Source organism: Bryocella sp., assembly GCF_058498515.1.
The window spans coordinates 101041-124404 of the sequence record NZ_JBMHYI010000063.1 but is presented as its reverse complement, the minus strand read 5'-3'; the positions used below and the strand labels follow the sequence as shown (position 1 = coordinate 124404).

At 62.6% G+C, this 23364-nt stretch carries 22 protein-coding genes and 1 tRNA gene; 15 read left to right on the top strand and 8 right to left on the bottom strand.

What is annotated here, in order from left to right:
- Window positions 1–32 precede the first annotated feature (32 nt).
- Window positions 33–1031, top strand: coding sequence for a hypothetical protein (locus AC5E6W_RS18575; protein ID WP_491753823.1), 999 nt, complete (start codon window positions 33–35; stop codon window positions 1029–1031).
- A gap of 151 nt (window positions 1032–1182) precedes the next feature.
- On the opposite strand, the gene bamA is transcribed toward AC5E6W_RS18575, so the two are convergent.
- On the bottom strand, window positions 1183–4077 hold the full coding sequence (bamA, locus tag AC5E6W_RS18570) for an outer membrane protein assembly factor BamA (protein ID WP_491753822.1): 2895 nt from the start codon (window positions 4075–4077) through the stop codon (window positions 1183–1185).
- A 775-nt stretch (window positions 4078–4852) separates the two neighbouring features.
- On the opposite strand from bamA, the gene frr reads away from it, so the two are divergent.
- Window positions 4853–5437, top strand: a complete 585-nt coding sequence (frr, locus tag AC5E6W_RS18565; protein WP_491753821.1) for a ribosome recycling factor — start codon at window positions 4853–4855, stop codon at window positions 5435–5437.
- A gap of 124 nt (window positions 5438–5561) precedes the next feature.
- Here frr and folP read toward each other — a convergent pair whose 3' ends face one another.
- On the bottom strand, window positions 5562–6500 hold the full coding sequence (gene folP / locus AC5E6W_RS18560) for a dihydropteroate synthase (RefSeq protein WP_491753820.1): 939 nt from the start codon (window positions 6498–6500) through the stop codon (window positions 5562–5564).
- Between the two features lie 182 nt (window positions 6501–6682).
- On the opposite strand from folP, the gene dacB reads away from it, so the two are divergent.
- Window positions 6683–8455 (top strand): D-alanyl-D-alanine carboxypeptidase/D-alanyl-D-alanine endopeptidase, encoded by a 1773-nt coding sequence (dacB, locus tag AC5E6W_RS18555; RefSeq protein ID WP_491753819.1) that lies wholly within the window; start codon window positions 6683–6685, stop codon window positions 8453–8455.
- Window positions 8456–8536: 81 nt separating this feature from the next.
- Here dacB and AC5E6W_RS18550 read toward each other — a convergent pair whose 3' ends face one another.
- Window positions 8537–8788, bottom strand: a complete 252-nt coding sequence (locus AC5E6W_RS18550) for a hypothetical protein (RefSeq protein ID WP_491753818.1) — start codon at window positions 8786–8788, stop codon at window positions 8537–8539.
- 199 nt (window positions 8789–8987) lie between these two features.
- On the opposite strand from AC5E6W_RS18550, the gene AC5E6W_RS18545 reads away from it, so the two are divergent.
- Window positions 8988–9074: transfer RNA gene (locus AC5E6W_RS18545), tRNA-Leu, on the top strand.
- A 112-nt stretch (window positions 9075–9186) separates the two neighbouring features.
- On the opposite strand, the gene AC5E6W_RS18540 is transcribed toward AC5E6W_RS18545, so the two are convergent.
- The gene (locus tag AC5E6W_RS18540) at window positions 9187–9999 is read right to left on the bottom strand and encodes a LexA family transcriptional regulator (RefSeq protein WP_491753817.1); all 813 of its coding nucleotides are present in this window, start codon (window positions 9997–9999) and stop codon (window positions 9187–9189) included.
- Between the two features lie 127 nt (window positions 10000–10126).
- Between AC5E6W_RS18540 and AC5E6W_RS18535 the strand changes: the two genes are divergently transcribed.
- Window positions 10127–10528, top strand: coding sequence for a response regulator (locus tag AC5E6W_RS18535; RefSeq protein WP_491753816.1), 402 nt, complete (start codon window positions 10127–10129; stop codon window positions 10526–10528).
- A 516-nt stretch (window positions 10529–11044) separates the two neighbouring features.
- Here AC5E6W_RS18535 and AC5E6W_RS18530 read toward each other — a convergent pair.
- The gene (locus AC5E6W_RS18530; protein ID WP_491753815.1) at window positions 11045–11494 is read right to left on the bottom strand and encodes a DUF2251 domain-containing protein; all 450 of its coding nucleotides are present in this window, start codon (window positions 11492–11494) and stop codon (window positions 11045–11047) included.
- Window positions 11495–11601: 107 nt separating this feature from the next.
- On the opposite strand from AC5E6W_RS18530, the gene AC5E6W_RS18525 reads away from it, so the two are divergent.
- From AC5E6W_RS18525 to AC5E6W_RS18510, 4 genes are all read left to right on the top strand, one after another.
- Entirely contained in the window at window positions 11602–12801 is a 1200-nt protein-coding gene (locus AC5E6W_RS18525; RefSeq protein ID WP_491753814.1) for a glycosyltransferase family protein, read from the top strand.
- A 101-nt stretch (window positions 12802–12902) separates the two neighbouring features.
- Window positions 12903–14744, top strand: coding sequence for a L,D-transpeptidase family protein (locus AC5E6W_RS18520; protein WP_491753813.1), 1842 nt, complete (start codon window positions 12903–12905; stop codon window positions 14742–14744).
- Between the two features lie 149 nt (window positions 14745–14893).
- On the top strand, window positions 14894–16147 hold the full coding sequence (locus tag AC5E6W_RS18515; protein ID WP_491753812.1) for a metal-dependent hydrolase: 1254 nt from the start codon (window positions 14894–14896) through the stop codon (window positions 16145–16147).
- Between the two features lie 52 nt (window positions 16148–16199).
- Complete coding sequence (locus tag AC5E6W_RS18510; RefSeq protein ID WP_491753811.1) at window positions 16200–16745, top strand: DUF6580 family putative transport protein; 546 nt, start codon at window positions 16200–16202, stop codon at window positions 16743–16745.
- Window positions 16746–16821: 76 nt separating this feature from the next.
- Here the strand turns inward: AC5E6W_RS18510 and AC5E6W_RS18505 are convergent, their stop codons facing one another.
- Complete coding sequence (locus tag AC5E6W_RS18505) at window positions 16822–17301, bottom strand: GatB/YqeY domain-containing protein (protein WP_491753810.1); 480 nt, start codon at window positions 17299–17301, stop codon at window positions 16822–16824.
- Window positions 17302–17433: 132 nt separating this feature from the next.
- On the opposite strand from AC5E6W_RS18505, the gene AC5E6W_RS18500 reads away from it, so the two are divergent.
- A complete protein-coding gene (locus tag AC5E6W_RS18500) occupies window positions 17434–18624 on the top strand; it encodes a pyridoxal-phosphate-dependent aminotransferase family protein (RefSeq protein ID WP_491753809.1) in 1191 nt (396 codons plus the stop codon).
- Window positions 18625–18677: 53 nt separating this feature from the next.
- Here the strand turns inward: AC5E6W_RS18500 and AC5E6W_RS18495 are convergent, their stop codons facing one another.
- Complete coding sequence (locus tag AC5E6W_RS18495; RefSeq protein WP_491753808.1) at window positions 18678–18932, bottom strand: hypothetical protein; 255 nt, start codon at window positions 18930–18932, stop codon at window positions 18678–18680.
- A gap of 70 nt (window positions 18933–19002) precedes the next feature.
- On the opposite strand from AC5E6W_RS18495, the gene dnaB reads away from it, so the two are divergent.
- From dnaB to AC5E6W_RS18470, 5 genes are all read left to right on the top strand, one after another.
- Window positions 19003–20388 carry a replicative DNA helicase gene (dnaB, locus tag AC5E6W_RS18490; RefSeq protein ID WP_491753807.1) on the top strand — a complete coding sequence of 462 codons (1386 nt, stop codon included), beginning with the start codon at window positions 19003–19005 and terminating at the stop codon, window positions 20386–20388.
- Between the two features lie 21 nt (window positions 20389–20409).
- Window positions 20410–20661 carry an AbrB/MazE/SpoVT family DNA-binding domain-containing protein gene (locus tag AC5E6W_RS18485; protein ID WP_491753806.1) on the top strand — a complete coding sequence of 84 codons (252 nt, stop codon included), beginning with the start codon at window positions 20410–20412 and terminating at the stop codon, window positions 20659–20661.
- Window positions 20555–21070, top strand: coding sequence for a PIN domain-containing protein (locus tag AC5E6W_RS18480; RefSeq protein ID WP_491753805.1), 516 nt, complete (start codon window positions 20555–20557; stop codon window positions 21068–21070). The genes AC5E6W_RS18485 and AC5E6W_RS18480 overlap by 107 nt, the downstream gene beginning before the upstream one ends.
- Window positions 21071–21156: 86 nt before the next feature.
- Window positions 21157–21537 carry a VOC family protein gene (locus AC5E6W_RS18475; RefSeq protein WP_491753804.1) on the top strand — a complete coding sequence of 127 codons (381 nt, stop codon included), beginning with the start codon at window positions 21157–21159 and terminating at the stop codon, window positions 21535–21537.
- A gap of 29 nt (window positions 21538–21566) precedes the next feature.
- Window positions 21567–22292 carry a helix-turn-helix transcriptional regulator gene (locus tag AC5E6W_RS18470; protein ID WP_491753803.1) on the top strand — a complete coding sequence of 242 codons (726 nt, stop codon included), beginning with the start codon at window positions 21567–21569 and terminating at the stop codon, window positions 22290–22292.
- Between the two features lie 86 nt (window positions 22293–22378).
- Here AC5E6W_RS18470 and AC5E6W_RS18465 read toward each other — a convergent pair whose 3' ends face one another.
- The gene (locus AC5E6W_RS18465) at window positions 22379–23335 is read right to left on the bottom strand and encodes a hypothetical protein (RefSeq protein WP_491753802.1); all 957 of its coding nucleotides are present in this window, start codon (window positions 23333–23335) and stop codon (window positions 22379–22381) included.
- Window positions 23336–23364 lie beyond the last annotated feature (29 nt).

The window sequence follows — 23364 nt, the reverse complement described above, 5'->3', positions numbered from 1 at the left end:
ATCGGCGTGGCCGGGAACGGGTCTACAGGGAGATGACGCAGGTCCGCTGGGAGGCGAATGAGACCGTTGGACGAATCGCGTGCGTCGTCACGTGCGCTTCGTTCGGCCTTCTCTTCCTGGTCCCACGCTGCCCTGCCCAGGGGCTGCCCAACGCTCCCAGCTTCCTGCTGGTGCACGCGGAGAATGCGCCTCAGCCCGCCGCCGTTTCCTCTTCAAGTGACGAGGATGACGATCCTCTCGCCGCAGCACGCTCCAACGGCCAGAGTGGGGCCACCCAGCTCCAGGGGATGGAGCGCCCGGCGCCCACGCTGCCGGCACCCCGGCCATGTCTCTCCGTTGGGAAGGATGCCGCTTCGCAACCTGCCCAGGCCTCCGTCCCCGCACCCGGCCCGGACAAGTTGGTGACGGTGCAGAGCTGCGAGAACCCGGTGCAGCTCATAGTCACCGAAAAGTCGCGCCCACTCTCCTCGCACGAGAAGGGCATCCTTGCGGCCAAGGACCTGGCGGACCCATTCAACATCCTCGTGATCACCGCCGGCGCGGGCTTTTCTATCGCAGCGAATCCGCATTCGGCGTATGGCCCAGGATTCGAGGGCTGGGGCAAGCTTACGGGCTACAGCTTCGTCGAAGAGGCGCAGGGCGAGTTCATCGGCACGTACATGATCTCGTCGCTCACTCACGAGGACCCCCGCTATCATCGGATGCCGGAGGCCTCCATCAAGCGCCGCATCGGCCACGCGCTCATCCACACCGTCTGGACCCAGCACGACAATGGATCGCCCATGCTGAACTACGAGACGCTGCTGACCTATCCGGCCAGCGCCGAGCTCTCGAACCTGTACGTGCCCGGCGTCCAGACCGACATAAAGTCGACCGGACGCCGCGTCGCCATTGGACTGGCAACAGATCCTATCGGCGGTATCATCGCCGAGTTCCTGCCCGACTTCGCCAAGCGCATCCACGTGCGGGTGGTGTTCATGCAGCAGATCCTCAACCAAGTCGCGAACGGCGCGCCGTCGGTGATGCAGTAGAACAGCAGGGAAGCTGAATAGCGGAATAGTAAGTAGCGGAATAAAAGAACGATCGTTCGCCGCCAGGGTGCGACGCAAAACGGACCAGCCGAGGCTGGTCCGTTTCGCTTTTCCTATTCTGCTGTTCTGCTATTTAGCTGTTCTGCTGCCCTTAGAACGTGGTCGCCACCGTGAACCGGAAGGTCTTACGCGGTTCGCGGAGGATGTAGTCCGCTCCATACAGCTGGATGACCTGCTGATAGCTGTACAGGCCGGCGCCGGTGTTTGGGAAGAAGTTCTGCATGCAGAGCGTCTGTCCGGGGGCGCAGGCGTTGGGGACAGCCAGGTTCTGCGGCAGGTCCTTGTACAGGCGGAGCGGGTTGTAGGCGTAGTAGATGAGGAACGGGGCGTTGACGATCGGCAGCATGACCTGCAGATAGCCGCCCGTCGACATGCGCGGAACGAAGTTCGTTCCCGGCACTGTCTTCAGGTACAGAGGGAAGTTGACCTTCTGGCCGCCGAAGCAATCGCCGTTGATGATCTGCGGGCAGCCATAGAGCGGGCTGTTGATCGTCGAGAGGCCAAGTTCGGACTGGCGGAGCTGTCCGGTCTGGAGATTGCCCACCAGGCCGAAGTCCGAGAAGAAGGCGAATGTCACCTGGCTCACGATCGGGAAGCGGTACTCGAGGTTCGACGTGATCGAGGTGTCGCCGCCGATGGAAGCGAGGCGATAGACCGGGATCGGGATCGACACATTGCCGAGCTGTGGGTTGGAAGGATCGCGCGGGGTCAGGTTGCCGTCGGCGTTGGTGAGGTTGAAGTTCACCTTGGTCGGAATGAATGTGTACGGCGAAGACGAACGGATGTCGAAGCCGCGGACATCGTTCTCGCCACCGCCATAGATACGCGCCATGGGCGGCGCCACCTCGCCGCCGAAGCCACCGACGGTCGAGAACAGCACACGGTATGCAAGAACGTTATGGCCCTCGCGGTTGACCTTGAGGCCCTTCATCGGGAAGAACTGACGCCAGGCCACGGTCGGAGCGTAGTACTTCGTGTTGCCACCCACACCGGCCAGCTGGAAGGCGACGTTCAGGTCCTTGCCGTTGTGCGCGCCAACGCCTCGATCCAGCGTGGAGAAGCTGAAGCTTGGCGTGACCACCGACGAGATGATGCCCGAGAGCTGGCTCGTGCCGGCGATGCCGGAGCGGAAGGCCAGCGTCTCGAAGACGTCACGGGTGTTCGTGTTGAACGTCGTGATGCCCGACCGCGATAGCTGGTAGCTGATGCCGATGCGAGCTACGCCCGAGCGGCGGAAGAGGCCGCGCAGCGCCGACGAGCTCGAGACCGTGATGCCGGTCGAGGACTGGTTGTAGTTCGTCAGCAGCGACTGCTGCGCGTTGGTCAGGTTGGCGCTCTGGCCGTTCGCGATCGCGTAGCTCTTTGCCGGGTTGTAGTCGAACTTGGTGGCGAACAGCTGGATACCCAGCGAGATCGGCTTGTTCTTCAGGTAGGGCTCGTTGAAGCCGATGCTGACGCGCCGCGAAAGATCGCCGAGGTTGCCGTTGACCGAGAGCGTCTCGCCCAGGCCGAGGAAGTTGTTGGTCTCGTACTGCACGCCGAGGAACGATCCCTGCTGACCCGAGATGCCGCCGTTCAGGCCGATCGAGTTCTTGCCCTTCTCGCGCAGCTTCACCAGCAGATCCACCGTGCCGACGTCCACGTTCTGGTGCGTCTCCACGTCCTGGTCGCTCTTCAGCGCCTCGAAGTAGCTGAGCTGGTTGAGGCGCAGCAGCGAGAGATCGAGCAGGCGCGAGTTGTAGACCTGGCCCTCTTCGATCAGCATCTCGCGGCGGATGACCTTGTCGCGGGTAATAGTGTTGCCCGTGAACTCGATGCGCGAGACATAGAACTGCTTGCCTTCGTCGATGTCGATGTTCAGAGAGATCGTCTTCTTCGCTTCGTCGAAGGTCGGGGTCGGCGTTCCGATGAACTGGATGTAGCCGTACTCGCCATAGGACTTGCGAAGCTGCTCGAGGCCCTTGGCAAAGATGCTGGCGTTGAAGATCTCGCCATCCTTGTTCGCGAACTGGGCACGCAAAGCCTTGTTGTTGTTCAGGGCTTTGTTGCCGGAGAACGTGATGCCGGCGAGCTTGTAGCGGTCACCCTCTTCGATCGGGATCAGGATGTCGGCGCGCTTGCCGGTGGAGGGCCGCAGCGTGAAGGGGTTGACGCCGCCCGCGTTGCGGACGTTGGTCTGCGGCTCGCCGGTGGTGGCCTTGAAGTAGCCACGCTCGCGGTACGCCTGGCGCACGCGCTCGGCATCCTCATCCAGCTTGGAGGCGTCGAAGGTGCGAGGGAAGATGTTTTCGAGGATCAGCGAATGAGGGATGCCGATGGGCTTCAGGTTCTTCATCGACTCGATCAGAATGCGCGGGCTGAGGTTCTGATTGCCCTCGAACTTGATCTTGCCCACCTTCACGGTCGGGCCTTCCTTCACGTTGAAGGTCAGCGCAACGGCGGCGGGAGGAATCGTCTTTACCTCGACGCGGATGGTGGCGAACTGGTGTCCGTGCTCGCCCAGCATCTGCTGCAGCACCACTTCGGCGCGCTTCAGCTTGGTGGGGTCGTACTGGCTCTCGACGGTGAGGCCGACCTTTTCCTTCTTGAACCGGTCCAGCACGTCGGAGACGGAGACGGCGTTCAGGCCCTTGTAGTTGATCTCGCGGATCGTGGGCTTCTCGCGGATGTAGATCTCGAGCTGGATGCAGGAGGGGGTATCCAGCCGCTCGATGCGCACGTCATCGAAGTAGCCCGTGTTCCAGAGCGAGTTGAAGTCGCGCTCCAGGATCGTCGAATCGAAGGGATCGCCCTGCCGCGAGTACAGCCGCGCAAGGATCGATTCCTTCGGGATGCGGCGGTTGCCGATGACCTGAGTTGCGCAAAGAATCTGCGGGGTCGCCGAAGCGGCCGAAAACTGGGGAGTCGCCGCAATCTGCGCATGCAGTGCGGGCAACATCGTAAGCGCGCCGGCCGAGATCGCAAGAGCACGCAGGGATGTGCCCAAAAGGACGCTGCTGCGGGGGGCGATTCGGCTGGAGCGCGGGCGCACAGCCTGTGTCGTAGAGTTCACGGAGCTTGCGCTCACTCGCGTTCCGGTAAAGATAACCACACCCTCACTGCTTCTTGGATCTGCTGCCCTGTGTGAAACGAAGGCGGAGCTTTGATTATAGGCGACGGGCGCAACCGCGGGCGACCGAACCGGGTTGGTCATCCGGGTGCCCGAAACCGCATCCTTCCCGATACCGCCTGCGCCCGAATCAATCGCGGGTGGAAGAACAATATCTGGGGATGCCTGGAGGATCGACGCGCCGCCGAGCCGGAAGAAAGCCGGGTTCTTGAAACCACCTCCAGCATTTCGGCGGCAGCGGCTTCGCGGAGCCCGCCCATGATGGCGATATCCCGCCATGGAGCGGCATCTCCGGAAGGATCCGCGCGAAGGGAAAAATGCGTTAGCTGTAGCGCTCTGTAAGCTGCGCAAGGCCTGCCCGACGCAGGAAGTCGCTGATGGCCGCTGACATCCACTCCGCGATCGCCTGTGCGATCACCGGCGAGGGACGTCGATGTCGCCAGCCAGAGCACGGGCGCAGAGGCCCCGCGGTCATGAGCCCGAGGTGAAGGGGGACCCAAAATCCATGGCGCCGACCGGTTGATCTCGCAGGGAAGGTCTTAGCGTCGGCCGCTCCACAGAGACCCAGGGCGCTGCTTCGATGATTGAGCATCCTCCGAAGCGGGTCCGGAAAGGTACAATCGGCGATGGAATAGAGGAGGATTTCGCCCTCATGGCATCGTTTATGGAAGGCAACCCGGCTTTGAAAGCCACCTATGACCAGCTGCGCAAGCGGATGGAGAAGACGGTTGAGGATTTTCGCGCGCACCTGATGAGTGTCCGCACCGGCCGCGCCTCCGTCCACATGCTGGACGGGATCAAGGTCGACTACTACGGCTCGGAAGTGCCCATCTCGCAGGTCGCGCAGATCACCACTCCGGAAGCCCAGATGATCGAGGTCAAGCCCTGGGAGCAGCCGCTCGTCGGGGTCATCGAAAAGGCGATCCGGCTCTCCGGCAAGGGCTTCAACCCCATGCACGATGGCAAGCTGATTCGCGTGCCCGTCCCCCCGATGAACGAGGAACGCCGCCGCGATGCCGTCAAGCAGCTCGCCGGCGTCCTGGAGGACCACAAGACCTCCATCCGCAACATCCGCCGCGACGGCAATGACGGCGTGAAGAAGGCGGCCAAGGACAAGCTGGTCTCCGCCGACGACGAAAAGCGCGCCAACGAGGAGATTCAGCAGCTCACCGACGTGGAGATCAAGCGCATCGACGATTTGTTCAAAGCCAAGGAAAAGGACATCATGACCATCTGAAGCCTGCCCAGGTCTCGGACGCAGCAGACAAGGCCCGCCAATATTGGCGGGCCTTGGTCGTTGACTCCACCCTGAGATCGAAGGCGTAGAACGCACAACGTACAACGCACAACCAACGCCCCACTCACTCCTCAAACATCAACGTCTCTCCGGCGATGAGCAGGGCATCCGCGACCGCGCAGGCCTCGCGGGCGGGCTGCACCTCATGCACGCGCAGGATGTGCGCTCCCGCCAGCACGGCAGCCACATGCGCGGCGGTGCTGGCGTGGCGGCGAGCCTCTGCGGGAGAGAGATCCGCGCTCTGCGGCAGCACCTCACGCACCGCGTCGCCGAGAAAGCCTTTTCGCGAGAGGCCGATGAGCAGGGGCCTGCCCAGCTCATGCAGCCGCCCGACTCCAGCCAACAGCGTGAAGTTTTCGCTGCCGCGCTTGCCGAAACCGAAGCCCGGGTCCACCATCATCCGGCGCGGCTCCACGCCCATCGCTTCGGCCAGCGCCATGCGCTCCATCAGGCCGGAGAACACCAGCGGCAGCACCTCGGCGGCGGGCAGCGGCGGCTGCGACCTCCAGTCGCCCGGACGGCCGCGCGTGTGCATCAGCACCAGCCCCGCGCCGGTGGACGCCACTACCTCGGCCATCTCTTCATCCCAGGTCAGGCCACTCACATCGTTGATGATCTCCGCCCCCGCAGCCAGCGCGGCCCGAGCCGTCGACGCATGGTAGGTATCCACGGAGATGATCGCCTCGGGCTGTGCCGCGAGCACAGCTTCCAACACGGGCAGCAGGCGCCGCTGCTCCTCTGCCGCAGACACCGGATGAGCCCCCGGCCGGGTCGACTCCGCACCCAGATCCAGCAGGTCTGCCCCGGCATCCAGCGCGGCGAGCGCCGCCGTTACGGCCAGCCTGGACGACGTGCCGTTGCTCAGATGACCATCGCCGGAGAAGCTGTCCGGCGTAAGGTTCACGATCGCCATCAGCAGTGTGCGGTCTCCCACCAGCAGCGATCGGGAGCGCAGGCACCACTCGAACAGTGGGCGGGCGACGGGAAGGGTGAGGCGGCTCATGATGCGGGCTCGTCAGGGTTGGAGAAGTAGGAAGATGCCGATCGCCCCTGCAGGCATGGAGGAGCGGCTCGGCGGTCGCGTCAGAGAGTGGGCTTTGTCCCGGCGAAGGAGCCGGAGACAAGTCGTTATGCCAGGCCAGCCGGGAGGCAGGGTAGCAGCCGGACCGTTGTAGACTCGCACCCATGCGGAAGACGACAGCGAGAGGTTGGGTGCGGCGGCCGGCCGCGATGTGGTGCCTGTTGGGTATGTCGTTGGGCGCGAACGCCCACGTACTCGGTCAGATGCAGCATGCTACTCCGTCGACGCAGGATGCGTCAGCAAAACTTTCGCATTCGCTTACCTTTCCCACAGGATCTTCCACCGCCCTGGGAATGCAGATCGTCTCGCTGGTATCGCAGCCCGAAGTCAGCCGGGCGCACTGGGGCGTAGCGGTCATGGCGATGGACGGCACGCCGCTTTACGGTCTCGACGAGGGACAGTATTTCCGGCCCGCCTCCAACGCCAAGCTGTTCACCTCGGTCGCGGCGACCCAGATGCTCGGCCTGGACAGAACCTTCACCACCACGGTCATCGGCCGCGGCGAGATCCGCGACGGCGTGCTCAAGGGCGACCTCATCCTCAAGGGTGGAGGTGATGCTAACTTCGCCTCCGGCTACGTCCTTCCCTACACACCCAAAGCCCAACGTCCAGCGGACGCAAAGCCCGCCGGCCTGGCGGACTTTGACGCCCTCGCCGCGCGGGTTGCAGCCAAGGGAATTCGCGAGATCGACGGCGACGTCGTCGGCGACGACACCCGCTTCGAATACGAACCTTATCCAGCGGGCTGGGCGCAGGAAGACGTGCTCTGGGGCTACGGCGCTCCGGTCAGCGCGCTGGTCGTACATGACAACCAGCTCGACCTCACGATTACTCCCGCGCCTGCAGGCAAGCAGTTGCAGGACACCATCACCCTCGATCCAGACGTCCCGCTCTACACAGTGAACCGCACCCCGCTGGACGGCTTCATTCCCCGCGTCTACAACGATGACTTCGGCCGCAATCAGATCCTCGAGGAACGCGACCCCGGCGAGCTCGACTTCCACATCCTGGGCGATGTCGCCGCAAAGTACGGTCCCTACACCGATGAGCTCGCGATCGACCGGCCGGCGGAGTTCGCCGCCGCTGCACTCAAGCAGGCACTGCAGCGTCACGGCATCGTGATGAAGGGTGGTATCCGCGCCAGGCACTACGACTCCGGCTTCGTCGGTTCCAGCTCTCAGGTAGCCCACACGCTACCGGCCGAGGTGCAGGCTGATGATGTGATGCATCGGCACGATCCGTTCTCGCCACCCCCTGCGGTCGGCTGCATCGCCGATGTGGCAGCCGACCCCAGTCAACCGCCGCCGCCTGAAGAACACCTCCTTGCAGAGAAGCAGTCCGTGCCCTTGGCCGTGGACTTGAAGCTCACCATGAAGGAGTCCCAGAACCTGCACGCGGAGATCATGCTGCGCAATCTCGGCGTCGATCGCGACTGCATGGGCGGGCTCTTTCTGCGCACCGCGCTCGCCTGGGAACGCGCCTTCCTCACCCATAAGGTCGGCCTGGACGACAAGGACTTCGAGTTCTTCGATGGCTCCGGCCTCAGCACCAAGGATCTCGTCACCCCGCGTGCCACGGCGCAGTTGCTGCTCTACGCCAGCCATCAGCCATGGTTCGCGACCTGGAAGGACGCGCTGCCTGTCGCCGGCATCGATGGCACTCTGCGCGCGCGCTTTCCGGACGCACCCTATAAGGGCCGCATCTTCGCCAAGACCGGGACGCTGGGCGAGAGCCGCGCACTGTCGGGCTACCTGGAAGCGGCCAGCGGCAGGACGATCATCTTCTCCGTCATGGTCGACACGCATGCACCCAACGACGGCGGTTCCGACACGAAGGCGATGGACGCGATCGTGAAGGCGATCGCGGAGACGTTTTAAGAGCGGTTGTATGTTGTCCGTTCTACGTAAGAGCGGCACAGACACGTAGAACCTAAAACGTCCCACGTACAACCACTCTGCTCACTTCGCCGTGTGGCTCTTGATGTACTGCCGCAACTGGAGGTTGAGTTCCAGGGCCTTTTGCACTCCGGAGTCCATCATCCGCAGCCAGTCGGCGGCGGGCTCTTTGAGCTCTGCCATCGACAGCAGATAGCTCGTCTGGACGATAATCTCCAGCGCGTTCGAGAGGTCGTGCGCGAGGCGGCGGATCTCCAGCGCGAGGTCTTCGGGAATGGCGTGCGGTTCGGGCGGGTTCCCGGTCGGGGTCGTCATGATGCGGCGAGCGGCTCCAGTGGTTAGAGGGTCTGAGGTTGAGCGAGGCCCGGCCGTGCGGTGCCGGCACTCCTCACATGAGTCGTCGCATCTCGAGGGAAAGTGTACTCTAGCTCGTAAGATTGACAGGCCGCGTACCGTTTGGGACACTGGTAGAGCACTCGATGGGTAGCGCCAGTTTTGCGCGAGCGATGAGTGAGCCGAAGTGGCGGAATTGGCAGACGCGCATGGTTCAGGTCCATGTACTCGCAAGGGTGTGAAGGTTCGAGTCCTTTCTTCGGCACCAAAGTTTTCGCTTCCTGAAGATTCAAGTCCACAAAAGGCTCACCGTTTTCTGGTGAGCCTTTTTGCTTTGCAATGAACCTCAAACCTGGGCACTGGAGACTCTGCTGTTCGCGCTATGTGCCGGCAGGCGGCTTGTTGTTCTGTGCCGCGTGGGGCAGAGAGTCGGTGGAGACCCACCACGCGACCGCTCCGACCACCTTCCACTTCGCCTGATCGGTGACATCGACAGGCAGATAGGTGTGGTTGGCTGAGACGAGGATGTCCGATGCCGGGAGCCTCTGCAGCCGGGCGACCTTGAAGCCAAGATCGCGGTGAGAAAACACCGCCAGCTTTTTGTCCAGTTCTTCTCGGTCGGTGATGCCCGTGTCCACGGCGATGATCGACTCGGGAGAGATCACGGGCAACATCGAATCACCGGAGAGTTTCAGGCAGAGCATGTTTTCCGGATGAGCACACCAGCTCAGCGGCGCCATCAACACATCCAGAACCTCAGCCTGCGCTAGTGTGACGTGCGGTCCCGGAGGCACTCGATCCCCATAGGCGACAACATTGAGAAGCGGAAGGATGACCGCATTCGATTTGCTAGCCACAATCCCTCGCGTAATCTTTTTGCCTCCTAGGAGGGTAAAGTCGCGGAGGTTCACTCGCAAGGATGCGAGCGTCGCCTGAAGATTGGTGTCGGGAAAGTTTGAGCGGTCGACTCCCGCCCGTTCCCAGAAATAACCGCCCTCCGGCTGGGGAAGAAGGTTCCCCATCGCCATGTACGAAGCGCTGGTGGGCTCATGGGTGCCTTTGATCCACCGCGTGACGGTAGCCCGCGACACCCCCAGCCGGGAAGCCAGCTGGGCTTGTGAGAGACCTAACTGGCTCAACAGACGCCGAATCGGTCCGACCCACTCCGCGCTGACTTCTGTACCTTTCCGCATCGAGGTCCACCCGTTCACAGTGTTTCACTAATGAAATTGCAACAATGAAATCAATAAGTTGCGAGCAACACGACGTAGAGTAGCAGCGTCTATCGTTGCCGGATACATCCTGCATGAGGTGGTTTTGATGTCGCAAATGCACTCACCGCAGCGGGTCCTGATCGTGGATGACGAACGAGTCATCACGGACACCCTCGTGCTCATCTTCTCGACCAAAGGATACGAAGCACGGGCGGCATACTCCGCTGAGGAAGCCCTTGAAGTCCTGATGGACTGGTCGCCGGACCTGGCCGTCCTCGACGTGGTGCTACCGGGAATCAGCGGGATTGATCTTGCGGTTCGCCTCAAGGCCGAGTTTCCGGAGTGCCGTCTACTGATCTTCTCCGGCCACGCATCGACCACCGACGTTCTCCGCGCTGCCGATGCGCAGGGGTACGAGTTCAACGTGGTGGCCAAACCCATCCATCCGGCGGAGCTTCTTGCATGGGCGGACGGATCTCAGCCCTCGGCAAGCGAAGTCGTCCATTAGCTATTAGCTGCCGGCTCGGAAAGCAGCCGTTCCGAACAGGAACGCCGCTGCCTGCGGTGTCGGACTTTGCCCGCCAGGCGCTGAACACTCCATCTCCCAGGCCGATGAAGTGGGTGCGGAAGCAACACTTCGCTCCGGTTGGCGCAGTACGAGCCTCCCGGCTGCAACCTTCGTTCGCAGGCCACGCCTTCTCCGGGGATGGTGCGGATGCTGCCTCCGACACAACCTGTCTTAGGACAGTTTGTTCAGCAGGAGGTTTGTCCGATGCATGACGCCATGGTTGCCGGTGCCTTCGTTCTCATGATCCTTTCGCCGTGCCTGGTGGCATTTCGGACCGGCCTCGGGAGCGCGAGCCACATCGAAGAGAAGATTTACGAGTAGCAAGCGGGAAAAAACAGTCCCAACGCTCCACAAAGATCGACGTTGCCAGCCTCGGCCAGAGGCACAAAGCAGAAGGGCAGCCTAACCGGCTGCCTTTTGCTTTGCACCACAGGACGTTTCCTCGGCATCATCCGCTCAGCCGGCGCTGGATTCCTCGCCGCCCGGCTCCGCGTATAGCTCCGACTCGAAGCGCGCGATCGTCCCGTCTTCCCACGCATGGCTGCTGGTGCGCCAACCGCCCGGACGGCTCGAGTCATCCAGGAAGTTCGGAAAGTTGTTCCGGCAGAAGCTCGTCCGCGTTGCAAAGTTGCAGTACGCCTGCGCCGAGCCCTCGACATACAGCACGCACTCCCGGCCATCGCGCGACCACTGCACGCTGGCCAGGTACTCACGTTCCAGATCCTGACCCGTGCCATTGTTGTAGATCAGCATGGCGTCGAGGATTGCGCTCTCATCGGCGCGCGTGCGGTCGTAGGCATACGCGTAGCCGTTCGGCCCTTCGTCCTCGAAGACCAGCGCCCACGGAGGGTTGGGAGAATCGGAAGAAAACCACGCCTTGCCCCGGCGGAAGGTAAAAGAATCCATAGGACCAAGTTAACAGCAGAGGAGCAGAACAGCTATCGCCGATCGGACTGTTCTGCTGTTCTGCTAACCGCTGTTCTGCTGCAAGCAGGTATCCTCGTACCTGAACTATGCGATGGAAGGGTTTTTACATTGGGCGCGCGCAACGGGTCGCAGCGCTGTTGCTGCTGGTGCTGTTCGCCGAATGCTGCTGGACGATCGCCCATAGCCCGCTGACCGCGGACGACTACCGCTACGTGCGTTGCGGACGCGAGATGTGGGAGCGCCCCGGAGCGATCCAGGGCTACTTCACCACCTGCGGCAATCTCAACGGCGATGGCACCTTCGCGTACCGGGTCGCCGCGCTTCCGCTTACCCTGCAGCGCGACGTCCTGCTGGCCACCGACCACTTCCGCAAGCCCGAAAACCGCGTCTACTCCGGCGGCTCCCTCAACGGCACCCTGTGGGAGGCACGCAGCGAGTTCAATCTTGCTCCGTGGCTGGTGCGTCTGCCGTTTGTCCTCTTCGCCATCTGGCTCGGCGGTGGCTTGTGGTGGGTCTCGAAGCGCCTCTTCGGGCCGCCCGGCGGAGCCCTCGCGCTCGCGCTCTACGTCTTCTGCCCTGCCGTCATCCACTTCGCCGTGCACCCCAACAACGAAGTCCTGGCCATGTGGGGACTCTACGGCCTGGTGTATACCCTCATCGGCGTGGCGCACGCGCTGCAGGGCCCACGCCGCAAGTGGCGTTTCCGCATCATCCTGCTCACCGTGGCGCTGGGTCTTACCGCCTGCGCACATCTGCTGGCGGCAGGTATCGGCCTCATCGCCGGAACCATCTTCTGTATCTTCCTCTGCGAGCGCAATCGTGGCTACGTCATGCAGATCGTGCTCTTCTCGGCGGTCGGTGCGTTGGTCATGTTGCTCTTCAGCTTCAGCCTGCGCCTCTCGGCCTTCCAGTACATCTTCTCCGGCGGCGCGGGACGATTCTGGTTCACCAACGGGGCGCTGCGGCTGTTCACGCACACGCCAGGAAACGCGGGAATCGTCATCGCGACAGGCGTGGCGCTGGTGCTTTACATCTTTACGAAGCGCAGCCGCTACTTCGGCAACACCGCTCCACTGCTGATGGTGCTGGGCTTGGTCTTCCTGTACACCACGCAGATCGTCACCGCGCCGTGGTTCTGGGCACTGCCATTCCTCTTTACCTTCATCGGAGGAGTCTTTGCGGACGCCCTCGAGACCCGCGCCCGCAGGATGTTCATCGCGCTTTCGGTGATGCTGGTCGTCGCGCAGGCCGGTCTTTGCTGGGCGACCATGGCCGGACGCCTGTAGCCCGCCAGCTCACCGTGGCCTCGATCCTTTGACGGTTTTAGGCGTAAGTGTGCGCTAGGATGACTGGAATTCATTCCTTTGCATCCAAGCAGCAGGAACCCATGCGACTGCGTGACCTGACCGAGGCCCAATCTGTGACTATTTTCCGTTCGCCAATGCTGGCGCGCCGCCTCGCGGCTGCCTGCCTGCTGGCTGCCCTGCTGCTGCCCTTCACGGGATGCAAGAGCACCGTGCGCTCCGTGCGCAACCTCTTCCACCACCGCAAAGCGAAGTCCAAGCCCAACACCACGGACTACGCCGACAACGTGCAGACGGCCGTGAGCTCACCCCATCTCGAGAGCCTCAAGTGGGCGGACTACTCCGACTACCAGCCGGAGGTCCAGCAGTTCTACGACGACCGCGAGTACGAGCTCGCCTGGACACGCGACGGCAAGCCCACTGCGGCGGCCACGCAGTTCATACAGCTCTTTGGGGATGCGCAGAAGAAGGGTCTCAACCCCGAGGACTACGATGCCTCACGCTGGTCTCAGCGAACCGGTCAGCTCGCGCAGATCCTCAAGAAGAAGGACACCTCGGACGCGTCGCAGGATACGGTCGCGAAGTTCGACGCCGCGATGACCATCTCCGTGATGCGCTACGTCTCTGACCTGCATCTGGGCCGCATCAATCCTCAGGCGCTCAACTTCGATATCGACGTGCCGAAGAGGCGTTCCGAGTTCGACCTGCCCACGCTCATCGACCAGCTCGTCGATGCCGACGACGTCAGCAGTATCGTCTCCGGAGTCGAGCCGAAGAATCCGATCTACACCGCGACGGAGCAGGCTCTCCCACGTTACATCGAGCTCGCCAAGCAGGAGCAGCAGACGCCGCTCGAGCCTCTGCCCGCGGCAGGGAAGGGCATCAGCGTTGGTGGAACTTATCCCGGCGTCGCTGGCCTCATCGTGCGCCTGCAGCGTGAGGGCGACGGAGCCATGGCCGCCAATGGCAACACGTACACCCAGGAGATCTCCGATGCGGTGAAGCACTATCAGCAGCGCCACGGCATCACGCCCGAGGGCAAGCTGAACGATGCGACCGTCGCCGCGCTCAACGTGCCCATGACGGCGCGCGTGCAACAGCTCTCGGACTCGCTGGAGCGCTGGCGCTGGCTGCCCGACAACTACCAGCAGCCGCGCGTGCTCGTAAACCTTCCCGAGTTCCTGCTCCGCGCCTATGGCGAAGACCACTCGCTGGCCTTCACCATGCGGGTCGTCGATGGCGAAGCCCAGGGCAATCACAACACGCCTGTCTTCGTCCGCCTCATGCGCTATGTGGTCTTCCGCCCCTATTGGAACCTGCCCAACTCGATCGTGAAGAAAGAGATCGCCGGGCATCTACGCAAGAGCGGCATGGGCTATCTCTCCTCGCACGAGTACGAGCTGACCACTCAAGGCGGCGCGGTCGTCTCCAGCGCCAGCGTGGACGATATCGAGCATGGCCGCTATGCCGTCCGGCAGAAGCCTGGCCCGAAGAACTCTCTCGGCCTCGTGAAGTTTCTCTTCCCCAACGAGTACGACATCTACATGCACTCCACGCCGGAGTTGAACCTCTTCAACCTCACACGCCGCGACCGCTCGCATGGCTGCGTCCGCCTGCAGCACGCCGACCAGATGGCCCAGTGGGTGCTCTCCACCGACAAGCCCGACGGCGGCTGGGACGAAGACAAGGTCGCCGACATGATGAAGAATGAGGAGAACAACAACAAGACCATCAACCTGAAGACGCCGATTCCGGTCGCCATCATGTACTTCACTGCCATCGTCACCGAGGACGGCACGGTGAACTTCTTCAATGACATCTATGGTTACGATCGCGAGCTGGAGCAGGCGCTCGCGAAGGGCCGCCCCTACCCCAGGGCCGAAGCCAAGATCAATCCCAAGCTGATTCCGGGCGAGACCGAGTAGCCATCGCGCGGCATCCCTCACAGCTCATCGCTGAAGACCTCATGGCTCTACAGAGCAACAAGGAAAGTCTGTAGAGCCATGAGGCATTCAGGATTGAGCGACGAGGATTTTCCGAGCGACGGGTGCGAGAGCGCTAGGATACTTCTCACATGGAACCGGTAACCCACATCCTCACCGGAGCTTGCCTCGCTCGTACAGGGCTCAATCGCAAGGCCGCCTACGCGACCTTGACGATGGCCATCGCCGCGCAGTTCCCGGACATCGACACGCTGTGGAGCCTGCGCGGACCGGTCGCCGGCTTCGCACACCATCGCGGCATCACGCACACGTTCGTGGGCATCCCGTTTGAAGCGGCATTGATCGTTGGCGGCGTGTGGCTGCTGCATCGCTGGCGCGCGGCACGCTACCACCGCAGGTACGCCGACGCTCCACCCGACTCCGAGCCCAATTACGATGCCACAGCGCGCAACTACGACGACCACCAGCGCATCATCCGTCCGCTCACCGTGGCTCCCGTTCGCTGGGGCCTGCTGTATGGCTTCGCGCTCCTCGCGCTGCTCAGCCATCTGCTGCTCGACTTCACCAACAACTACGGTTTGCGGCCGTTCTTCCCGTTCGATCGTCACTGGTACGCCGGCTCGATCGTCTTCATCTTCGATCCGCTCATCTTCCTTCTCCTGCTCGCCGCGCTCACGCTGCCATGGCTCTTCGGCCTCATCGGGCGCGAGGTCGGCACGCGCAGGCAGCCGTTCCGCGCGAAGGGCTGGGCCATCGCCGCGCTAGTTTGCGTCGTCGCGTACTGGGGGCTGCGGACGGTCGAGCACGCGCGCGCCGTCGAGATGGTGATGCAGCAGGCCGTCGCTGTTCCGCCGGAGGTCGGCTTCGCCCAGGTGAGCCAAACCCAGGCCGACCCGAACGCCGCAGGGCTCACTCCTGATGCTCCCCCGCCAATCTATATGGGAGCGCAGCGAGCCCTCGCCAGCCCCGATCCGCTGAACCCCTTCAAGTGGTTCACGATCGGCGACTATGGCTCGTTTTACGAGCTCGACACCGTGGACACGTGGCATCACAACCTATCCGGCAACGGCGTGGCGCGGGCCAAGGCACGGCCCACGCCGCAGATCCTCGCCGCTGAGGCCAGTCCCCTCGGCCGCGTCTACCTGGACTGGTCTTCTGCCGCACTGCTGGAGCAGGATCAGCCCGACCAGGCCGGCCGCGTGAGCGTCATCCTCAGCGACCTGCGTTTTGCGGGCGACATCCCATTCCTCAACCGCGACGGTCGCACGCCCCTGACCGGAGAGGTCGACCTCGACCCACAGAACCGCGTGATCGACCAATCACTCGACGGTCGCAGCGCCGGCGGCGTGCTGGGGGACCCGCTGGCAGGCGGTTCTCCACGCTGAAAGCGTACAATCAAAATCTAGCCTCGAGCTCCATTTGGAGGTCCAGACACCTATGACAGCTTTCCTCGTACTCTTCGCCGCAGCGTTCAGCCGCCTTCTGCCGCACCACTACTTCCACGCCGTGGGTCTCAACTTCACGGCGGTCGGCGCTGGCCTGCTCTTCTTCGGATCCCGCAGCGCGCGCTGGCAGGCTCTCATCGCCGCCGCCCTCATGGCGCTCACCGATGTCTACCTGACCACGCAGGTCTACGGCATGGCCTTCCAGCCCTCGCGCTACCTCATCACCTGGGCGTGGTACGCCGCGCTCTGCCTGCTGGCCAGCGGCCTGCTGCACAAGGTCAGCTTCCTGCGCGTCGTCGCGGGTGTGCTCACCTCCAGCGTAGGCTTCTACGTCTTCGGCGACATCATGCCGTTCCTCACGATGTATCCGCACACGATGGGCGGCCTCAAGGCCTGCTACGTAGCCGCGCTCCCGTTCCTCTGGAACGACATGGCCTCGACTGCGTTCTTCGCCGCGGTGCTCTTCGGCGTGCCCGTCCTGGCCGCCAAGCTGCACGAGTCGATGGAGTCGCAGAGTCTCGGCAACCGCCTCGCATAGTCTTCTTGTAACGACGAACGCCGCGCACTCAGTGCGCGGCGTTCGTCGTTGTCTGAAGAAGATGTCCGAACGACGATCACGCCTTCGCCAGCTCCGTCTTGATCAGCTCGCTCAACTTGCCGCCATCCACGCGCAGGCCATCGGCCAGCGATCGCGCCCGGGCGATCTTCATCACGGTGCCCATATCCTTCGGGCCGGGCTTTGTCCCGCCATTGTCTGCGGTAACCTGCGCGACTGCCCCCGCAACGATCTTCGCAATCTCCTCATCGCCTGCCGCCTTGGGCATGTAGGCGTCGATCAGCGCGATCTCCCGCTGCTCCTTCTCCGCAAGCTCCGGGCGGCCACCTTTCGTGAACTGCTCGAAGGAGTCCTTGCGCTGCTTGATCATCGTCGTAAGGATGCTCTGCTCGTCCGTATCCGTCAGCGCCTTGCGGGTGTCGATCTCTCTGCTCTTCAGCGCGCTCTTCACCATGCGCAGCGTGGTGAGCGTGAACTCGTCGCGGGCCTTCATCGCGGTGATGATGTCCGCATTCAGGCGGTTGGCGATCTCTGCCATGGTTCGTCTCCTTCTCGTACTCTCATCCAACAGTATGACGACAAAGGTGCTGTGTGCGCCATGGAATCAGCCTCTGCAGGGCAGGGTGGCCGGGTCGAGAGTCCCTCCCAAACCCGATAGAATAGACAAACCATGATTCGCAAGACTCGCCTCTTTACGCCCGGTCCGACCCCGCTTCTTCCCGCTGCGCAGTTCGCAATGGCCGCTGCGGATATCCACCATCGCACGCCGGAGTTTCGCGCCCTCTACACGCGCGTGCTGGCGCAGCTCAAGGAGTTCGTCGGCACCGCCAACGACGTGATCCTGCTGTCCTCCTCCGGCACCGGAGCGATGGAAGCTTCGGTTTCGAACCTCACCTCGCCCGGCGACCGCGTGCTGGTGCTCTCGGCCGGCAAGTTCGGCGAGCGGTGGACGGCGCTGGGGAAGAACTTCAGCTGCAACGTCGACGTGCTCGAGGAGCCCTACGGCCAGACCTTCGATCTCGCCAAGGTCAAGGCTGCCCTCAAGCCGGAGACCCGCGTGGTCTTCGTACAGGCCAATGAGACCTCCACCGGCACGCAGCATGACGTGAAGGCCATCGCGCAGCTGCTCAAGGACACCCACTCCGAGGCGCTGCTGGTCGTCGACGGCATCACCGGCCTCGGCACCTCCACGCTGGACATGGACGCCTGGGGCATCGATGTCCTCATTGGCGGCTCGCAGAAGGCCGTGATGATTCCCCCGGGACTCAGCTACCTCGCCGTCAGCGAGCGCGCCTGGGCTCGCATGGAATCCACAAAGAACCCGCGCTACTACTTCGACCTCCGCAAGGAGCGCAAGAACGCAGCCAAGGGTGAGAGCGCCTACACGCCCGCGGTGGCGCTCATCGCCGCTCTGGGTGCGGCGTTCGATTGGATCGCTGCGCAGGCGGCCACGGCCGACAACCCCGCGGGCAACCTCGTCGAGGGCCGCAAGAAGCTCGTCCACAACGCCGAGGTCATCTCCGAGATGACCCGCGCTGCGATGGTCGCGCTCGGCTTCAAGCTCTTCACCGACTCCCCTGGCTCGGCCGCGACCGCGGTCTACGCTCCCGAAGGCGTCGACTCCGGCCTCATCGTCAAGGAGCTCAAGTCGCGCTTTGCCGCCATCATCACCAACGGCCAGGGCGAGATGAAGGGTCAGATCTTCCGCATCGCTCACCTCGGCTACTTCGATTACATGGACATGATCGCGCTCATCGGCGCCATCGAGCAGGTGGTGGTCAAGTCGCTGCCGCAGCTCGGCGCCAAGTTCGGCGATGGCCTCATCGCGGCACAGAAGGTCTACGCCGAGCAGACGGCTTGAGAACAACGTATCTGAAAGGGAGCGGCGGCCTTCGGGCCGCAGTTCGTTCTTGATTACTTCAACATGTTTCGAAGATCGTCCGGACCTGGAACGTCCGGCATCTGAAGAAGTGCGGACGGCTCGTCGAGAATGTCGCGAATCCGCTCGAGTCGGTGGCGCTCTTCGTCAGCGAGCTTCGCCATGACCCGCTTTTCTTTGTAAGCGCGGATCAGCATGTCGAGCAATTCTTCCTTGCTGAAGCTCGCAAGCTTCTGGCGTTCCTCGTCGTCGTCATACTCCGGCAAATATCTCTGCAAATTGTCGCTCATGTGTGGATTCTCTTGTAAACACGGCTGTTTCAAGTCATCGTCGATCATACAAGCCCACTAAAATAGGTCAATGGCCACCTTCTCCGATCCGATGTCAACGGATCACTTGCCCGCCTCGATTCAAACGGAAACCACCGTGCTCGGCGCGATGATTCTGGATGGAATTGCCATCTCGGACGGGACCGCACGGCTGAAAGCGGAGGATTTCCTTCTAGACTCCCATCAGCGTATCTATCGCGCCATTCTGGAGCTGCTGAATGTCGGGCAGGCGGTCGATCATATTTCCCTCTCGGAGATGCTGAGAAAGAGGAAAGAACTGGACGCAGTCGGGGGGCCAGCATACCTCGCGTTCCTCACAGAAGGCATCCCTCGTCACCCGAACATCGAGAACTACGTCCGCATCATCAAGGACAAGTCGCTGCTGCGGCAGCTGCTCTCCATCTTCTCTGAAGGCATGGCGGCGGCCTCCGACCAGAGCGAAGAGGCCACCAAGGTCCTCAACGATGTTGAGGTCCGCCTCGCCGAGGTCGCCGACTCCGCCATCCAGCGCGGCTTCTCCGGCATTCCGGACATCGTCGCGAACTCCTTTGGCACCATCGATGCACTCTACGAGCAGGGCCGCGAAGTCACCGGCCTCGCCACCCACTATATCGAGTTCGACAAGATGACCTCCGGCCTGCAGAAGTCGGACCTCATCATCATCGCGGCGCGTCCGTCGATGGGCAAGACCGCATGGGCCATCAACATCGGCCAGAACTGCGCCGTCCGAGACGGCAAAGTCGTCGCTGTCTTCTCGCTCGAAATGTCCAAGGAAGCTCTGCTGCGACGCATGCTCGCCAGCGAGGCCATGGTCGGTTCGCGCAAGCTGCAGACCGGCTTCATCCCGCGCGAAGACAAAGGCAAGCTCGTCGCCGCACTCGATCGCCTGATGGGCTCGAAGCTCTTCATCGACGACACGCCTGGCATCACTCTCGCCGAGATGCGTGCCAAAGTCCGCCGCCTCCGCCAGCAGGAAGGTGGCCTGGACCTCATCATCATCGACTACCTGCAGCTCATGACTGGATCCAAGCAGAGCAGCAAGGGCTTCGAGAACCGTACCCAGGAGGTCGCCTCGATTTCGCGTGGTCTCAAAGGCCTCGCGAAGGAGCTTGGTGTGCCCGTCATTGCGCTCTCGCAGCTCTCGCGTGGCTCCGAGCAGCGCACTGGCGACAAGAAGCCCCTGCTCTCCGATCTCCGCGAATCAGGCTCCATCGAGCAGGACGCCGACCTCGTCGCCTTCATCCATCGCGAGGAGTACTACGACCGCGAGAACGAAGACGTGAAGGGCAAGGCCGAGATCATCATCGCCAAGCAACGCAACGGCCCCACGGGCTCCATACAGATGGCCTACCTCTCCGACTTCACCCGCTTCGAAAACCTCGACACCATGCACGACGGCGGAGGGGACGCGTACTAGCCGGTTGATATACTCCAGGTGATGTATATCAGGAGGTCTTCCTTGCGCGTGTCCAAGTGGGGAAACAGTCTTGCCATACGCATTCCATCCAGCGTGGTCGAGGAACTCAAGTTGAAGGAAGGCGCGGAGGTCGTAGTTCGCGTGGCGTCGGCGCGGGAGTTTGAAATTGGCGTCGACCGCCGCCGCCAGAGTGCGATCGAGCGACTCCGTCGATTCAGAGGGCAGCTTCCCTCAGGCTTCGAGTTTGATCGAGACGAAGCGAATGCGCGGTGAGATATTCTTTGATACTTCCGTGCTGGCCTATCTGATGGCCACCGATGACCGACGATCGGACATCGCTGAGGCAGTCTTGGCTGGAGGCGGATGCATCAGCGTCCAGGTGCTGAATGAGTTTGTCGCGGTGGCGCGCCGAAAGACTTCGTTGTCGTGGGATGATATCGCAGACCTCATTGGGGAGATATGTCTGCTATGTGATGAGCCTCGGCCAATCACGCTAGCTGTCCACGTTGAAGGGTTGCGGATCGCGAAGCGTTACGGCTACAAAATCTACGACTCTCTGATCATCGCGTCAGCGTTAGACGCGGGCTGCACGGTTCTCTATTCCGAGGACATGCAACACGGGCAGCGGATCGGATCGCTACAAATCACCAATCCTTTTCTTCCGCAAACATCGAACTCCTGACACACTCCTGACAGTATGCTGTCAGCAGGCTTCTCCTACTCTCACTCTCGTAGTTCACTTCGCACGAGACATGAAGGAGACACGCCATGACGAAGTTCGATGCCAACGCCATCACCTGGTTCGAAATCCCGACGACCGACTTTGCACGCGCCACCGCGTTCTACGAGACCGTGCTCGATGACAAGCTGCAGTCGTTTCCTGGCCCCGAGCCCTGCAACATGTTTCCCTCGCAGCCCGGCGGCGTGGGCGGCTGCATCATCCACCGCGACACCGCAAAGCCGGACAGCAATGGTACCGTCGTCTACCTCAACGCTGACGGCAAGCTCGATGCCTCGATCAAGCGCGCGGAGAAGCTGGGCGCGAAGGTCCTGGTGCCGCGCACGCAAATCCCCGGCGGCTTTGGCTTCTATGCCTGCATCGAGGACTCCGAGGGCAACCACGTTGGCCTGCACAGCCGCGAGTTCTAACTCCACCCCCCAACAGAGAGGGGGCCAGCATGCGTCGCGCTGACCGCCTCTTTCGCATCGTGCAGATGCTGCGCTCCGGACGCCTCAAGACCGCTCGCGCCCTCGCCGAACGGCTCCAGGTCTCCGAGCGCACCATCTATCGCGACGTTCGCGACCTCCAGCTCGCCGGCCAGCCCATCGAGGGCGAGGCCGGCGTCGGCTACACCCTGCGACGCGACTTCGACCTGCCCCCACTCATGTTCACTCCCGACGAACTCACCGCGCTGGTCCTCGGAGCCCGCCTCGTCGAGGCCTGGGGCGGCGCCGAGTCCGTCATCGCGGCCCGTTCCGCACTCGCGCGTATCGAGGCGGTCCTTCCGCCGGAGCTCTCCGCTCCGCTCGAGGCCATCCGCTTCTACGCTCCGGGGTACAAAATGCAGCAGGCCCACCGCCGCCTGCTGGACAAGCTGCACGCCGCCTGCCTCAGCCGCGATGTCGTTTCGTTCCGCTATACCCGCCTGGGCGAGGACGACTCTCGCGCCGAGCCGCGCATGGTCTGGCCACTCGCGCTGGCGTTCTGGTCCGGGGTCTGGACGCTGGCCGCGTGGTGCGAGACGCGCGAGGACTTCCGCACCTTCCGCCTCGACCGCATCGAGCAGTACGTCCCGGCCGGGCGCAGCTTTACCCCGAAGCGCGGGCAGCGGCTGGAGGACTACATGCGCCGCGTGCGCGCCGAGGCTCCGAACAGCCAGCTTCGCGAGGAACCAAAACCGTGAACCCATGCAAGGAGAGACAGGACAAAAGCACATCGGGCCCGGCGGCAGCCGGACCCGAGCCTTCGTTCTGATGAGTATGGGCTTACTTACTGCGCCATCGTATACGGCTTATTCACATGCGCGAGCGCTTCGGAGGCATGCTCCCGATCCTGCTCACGCTCGCGCGCGGCCCTGCTCATCGCCGTTAACACGGTCAACTCGCCCGGCGCCAGCATGTCAGGCGTGAACCCAGCGACAGCAACCTGACCGGGATCGTCACCCAGCGCCTCCGACACCTTGTTCCAGAAGAAGAACGGCGAGGTGGTCGGCAGCAGGATCATGCGACGTTCAGGCTCAGGCAGGGCAAAATACACGCCCCAGATAACCAGGGAGGCGAGGCCGCCGCCGATTGAGATGAGATAGATAGGCGAGTACAGCGAATGGGCAGTATTGCTCGTGTACCAGGCCGCGGTGACAAGGTTGGTCGAAGCTAGGAAGCCCAGGCCAAGGCTGACACCAAAGATCCGGCTGCGGGGAGTCAGTCCAAGGGGGTGTGCCGCAAAGCAGACGAAGAGCAGCAGGCATAGGGTCAACACGCAAACACCTTGCTGCACCTGGCTGGCGATCGCCGTTGCGATCTCGGTGGCCGACCGGGTACCCCAAGAGACCACAGACCCGGCTACTTCGACCGCGGACAAAACGATCGAAACGGCGAGGATCCAGCGGAAGATAATCTTCCCTAGTTGCTGGAGGCCGTCCATCGGCTTCATCGCGATGCGGAACACGCTCTGAATGATCAACACCAGAAGGATGGCTGTGATCGCGTAGCAAAACCAGTAGGTACAGAAGTAGATGTAGTACGCTTGCGCCTTTTCGAGATGCAACTCCTTGCGGAAGAAGATCAGGGCTGTGGACGTCGCGACATTGAAGGTCTGAACGATCAGGAATAACGCGAGCACGGGAAATTCGCGCAGCAGCCGCTTCCTCCACATCACGAGAAGTACGGCGACACTCAACGCGACTTCAGCGATGTTGGCGTATTCAAGCAGTACTTTCGTCTGCATACACTAAACCCCTTACCCCAGAAGGTACT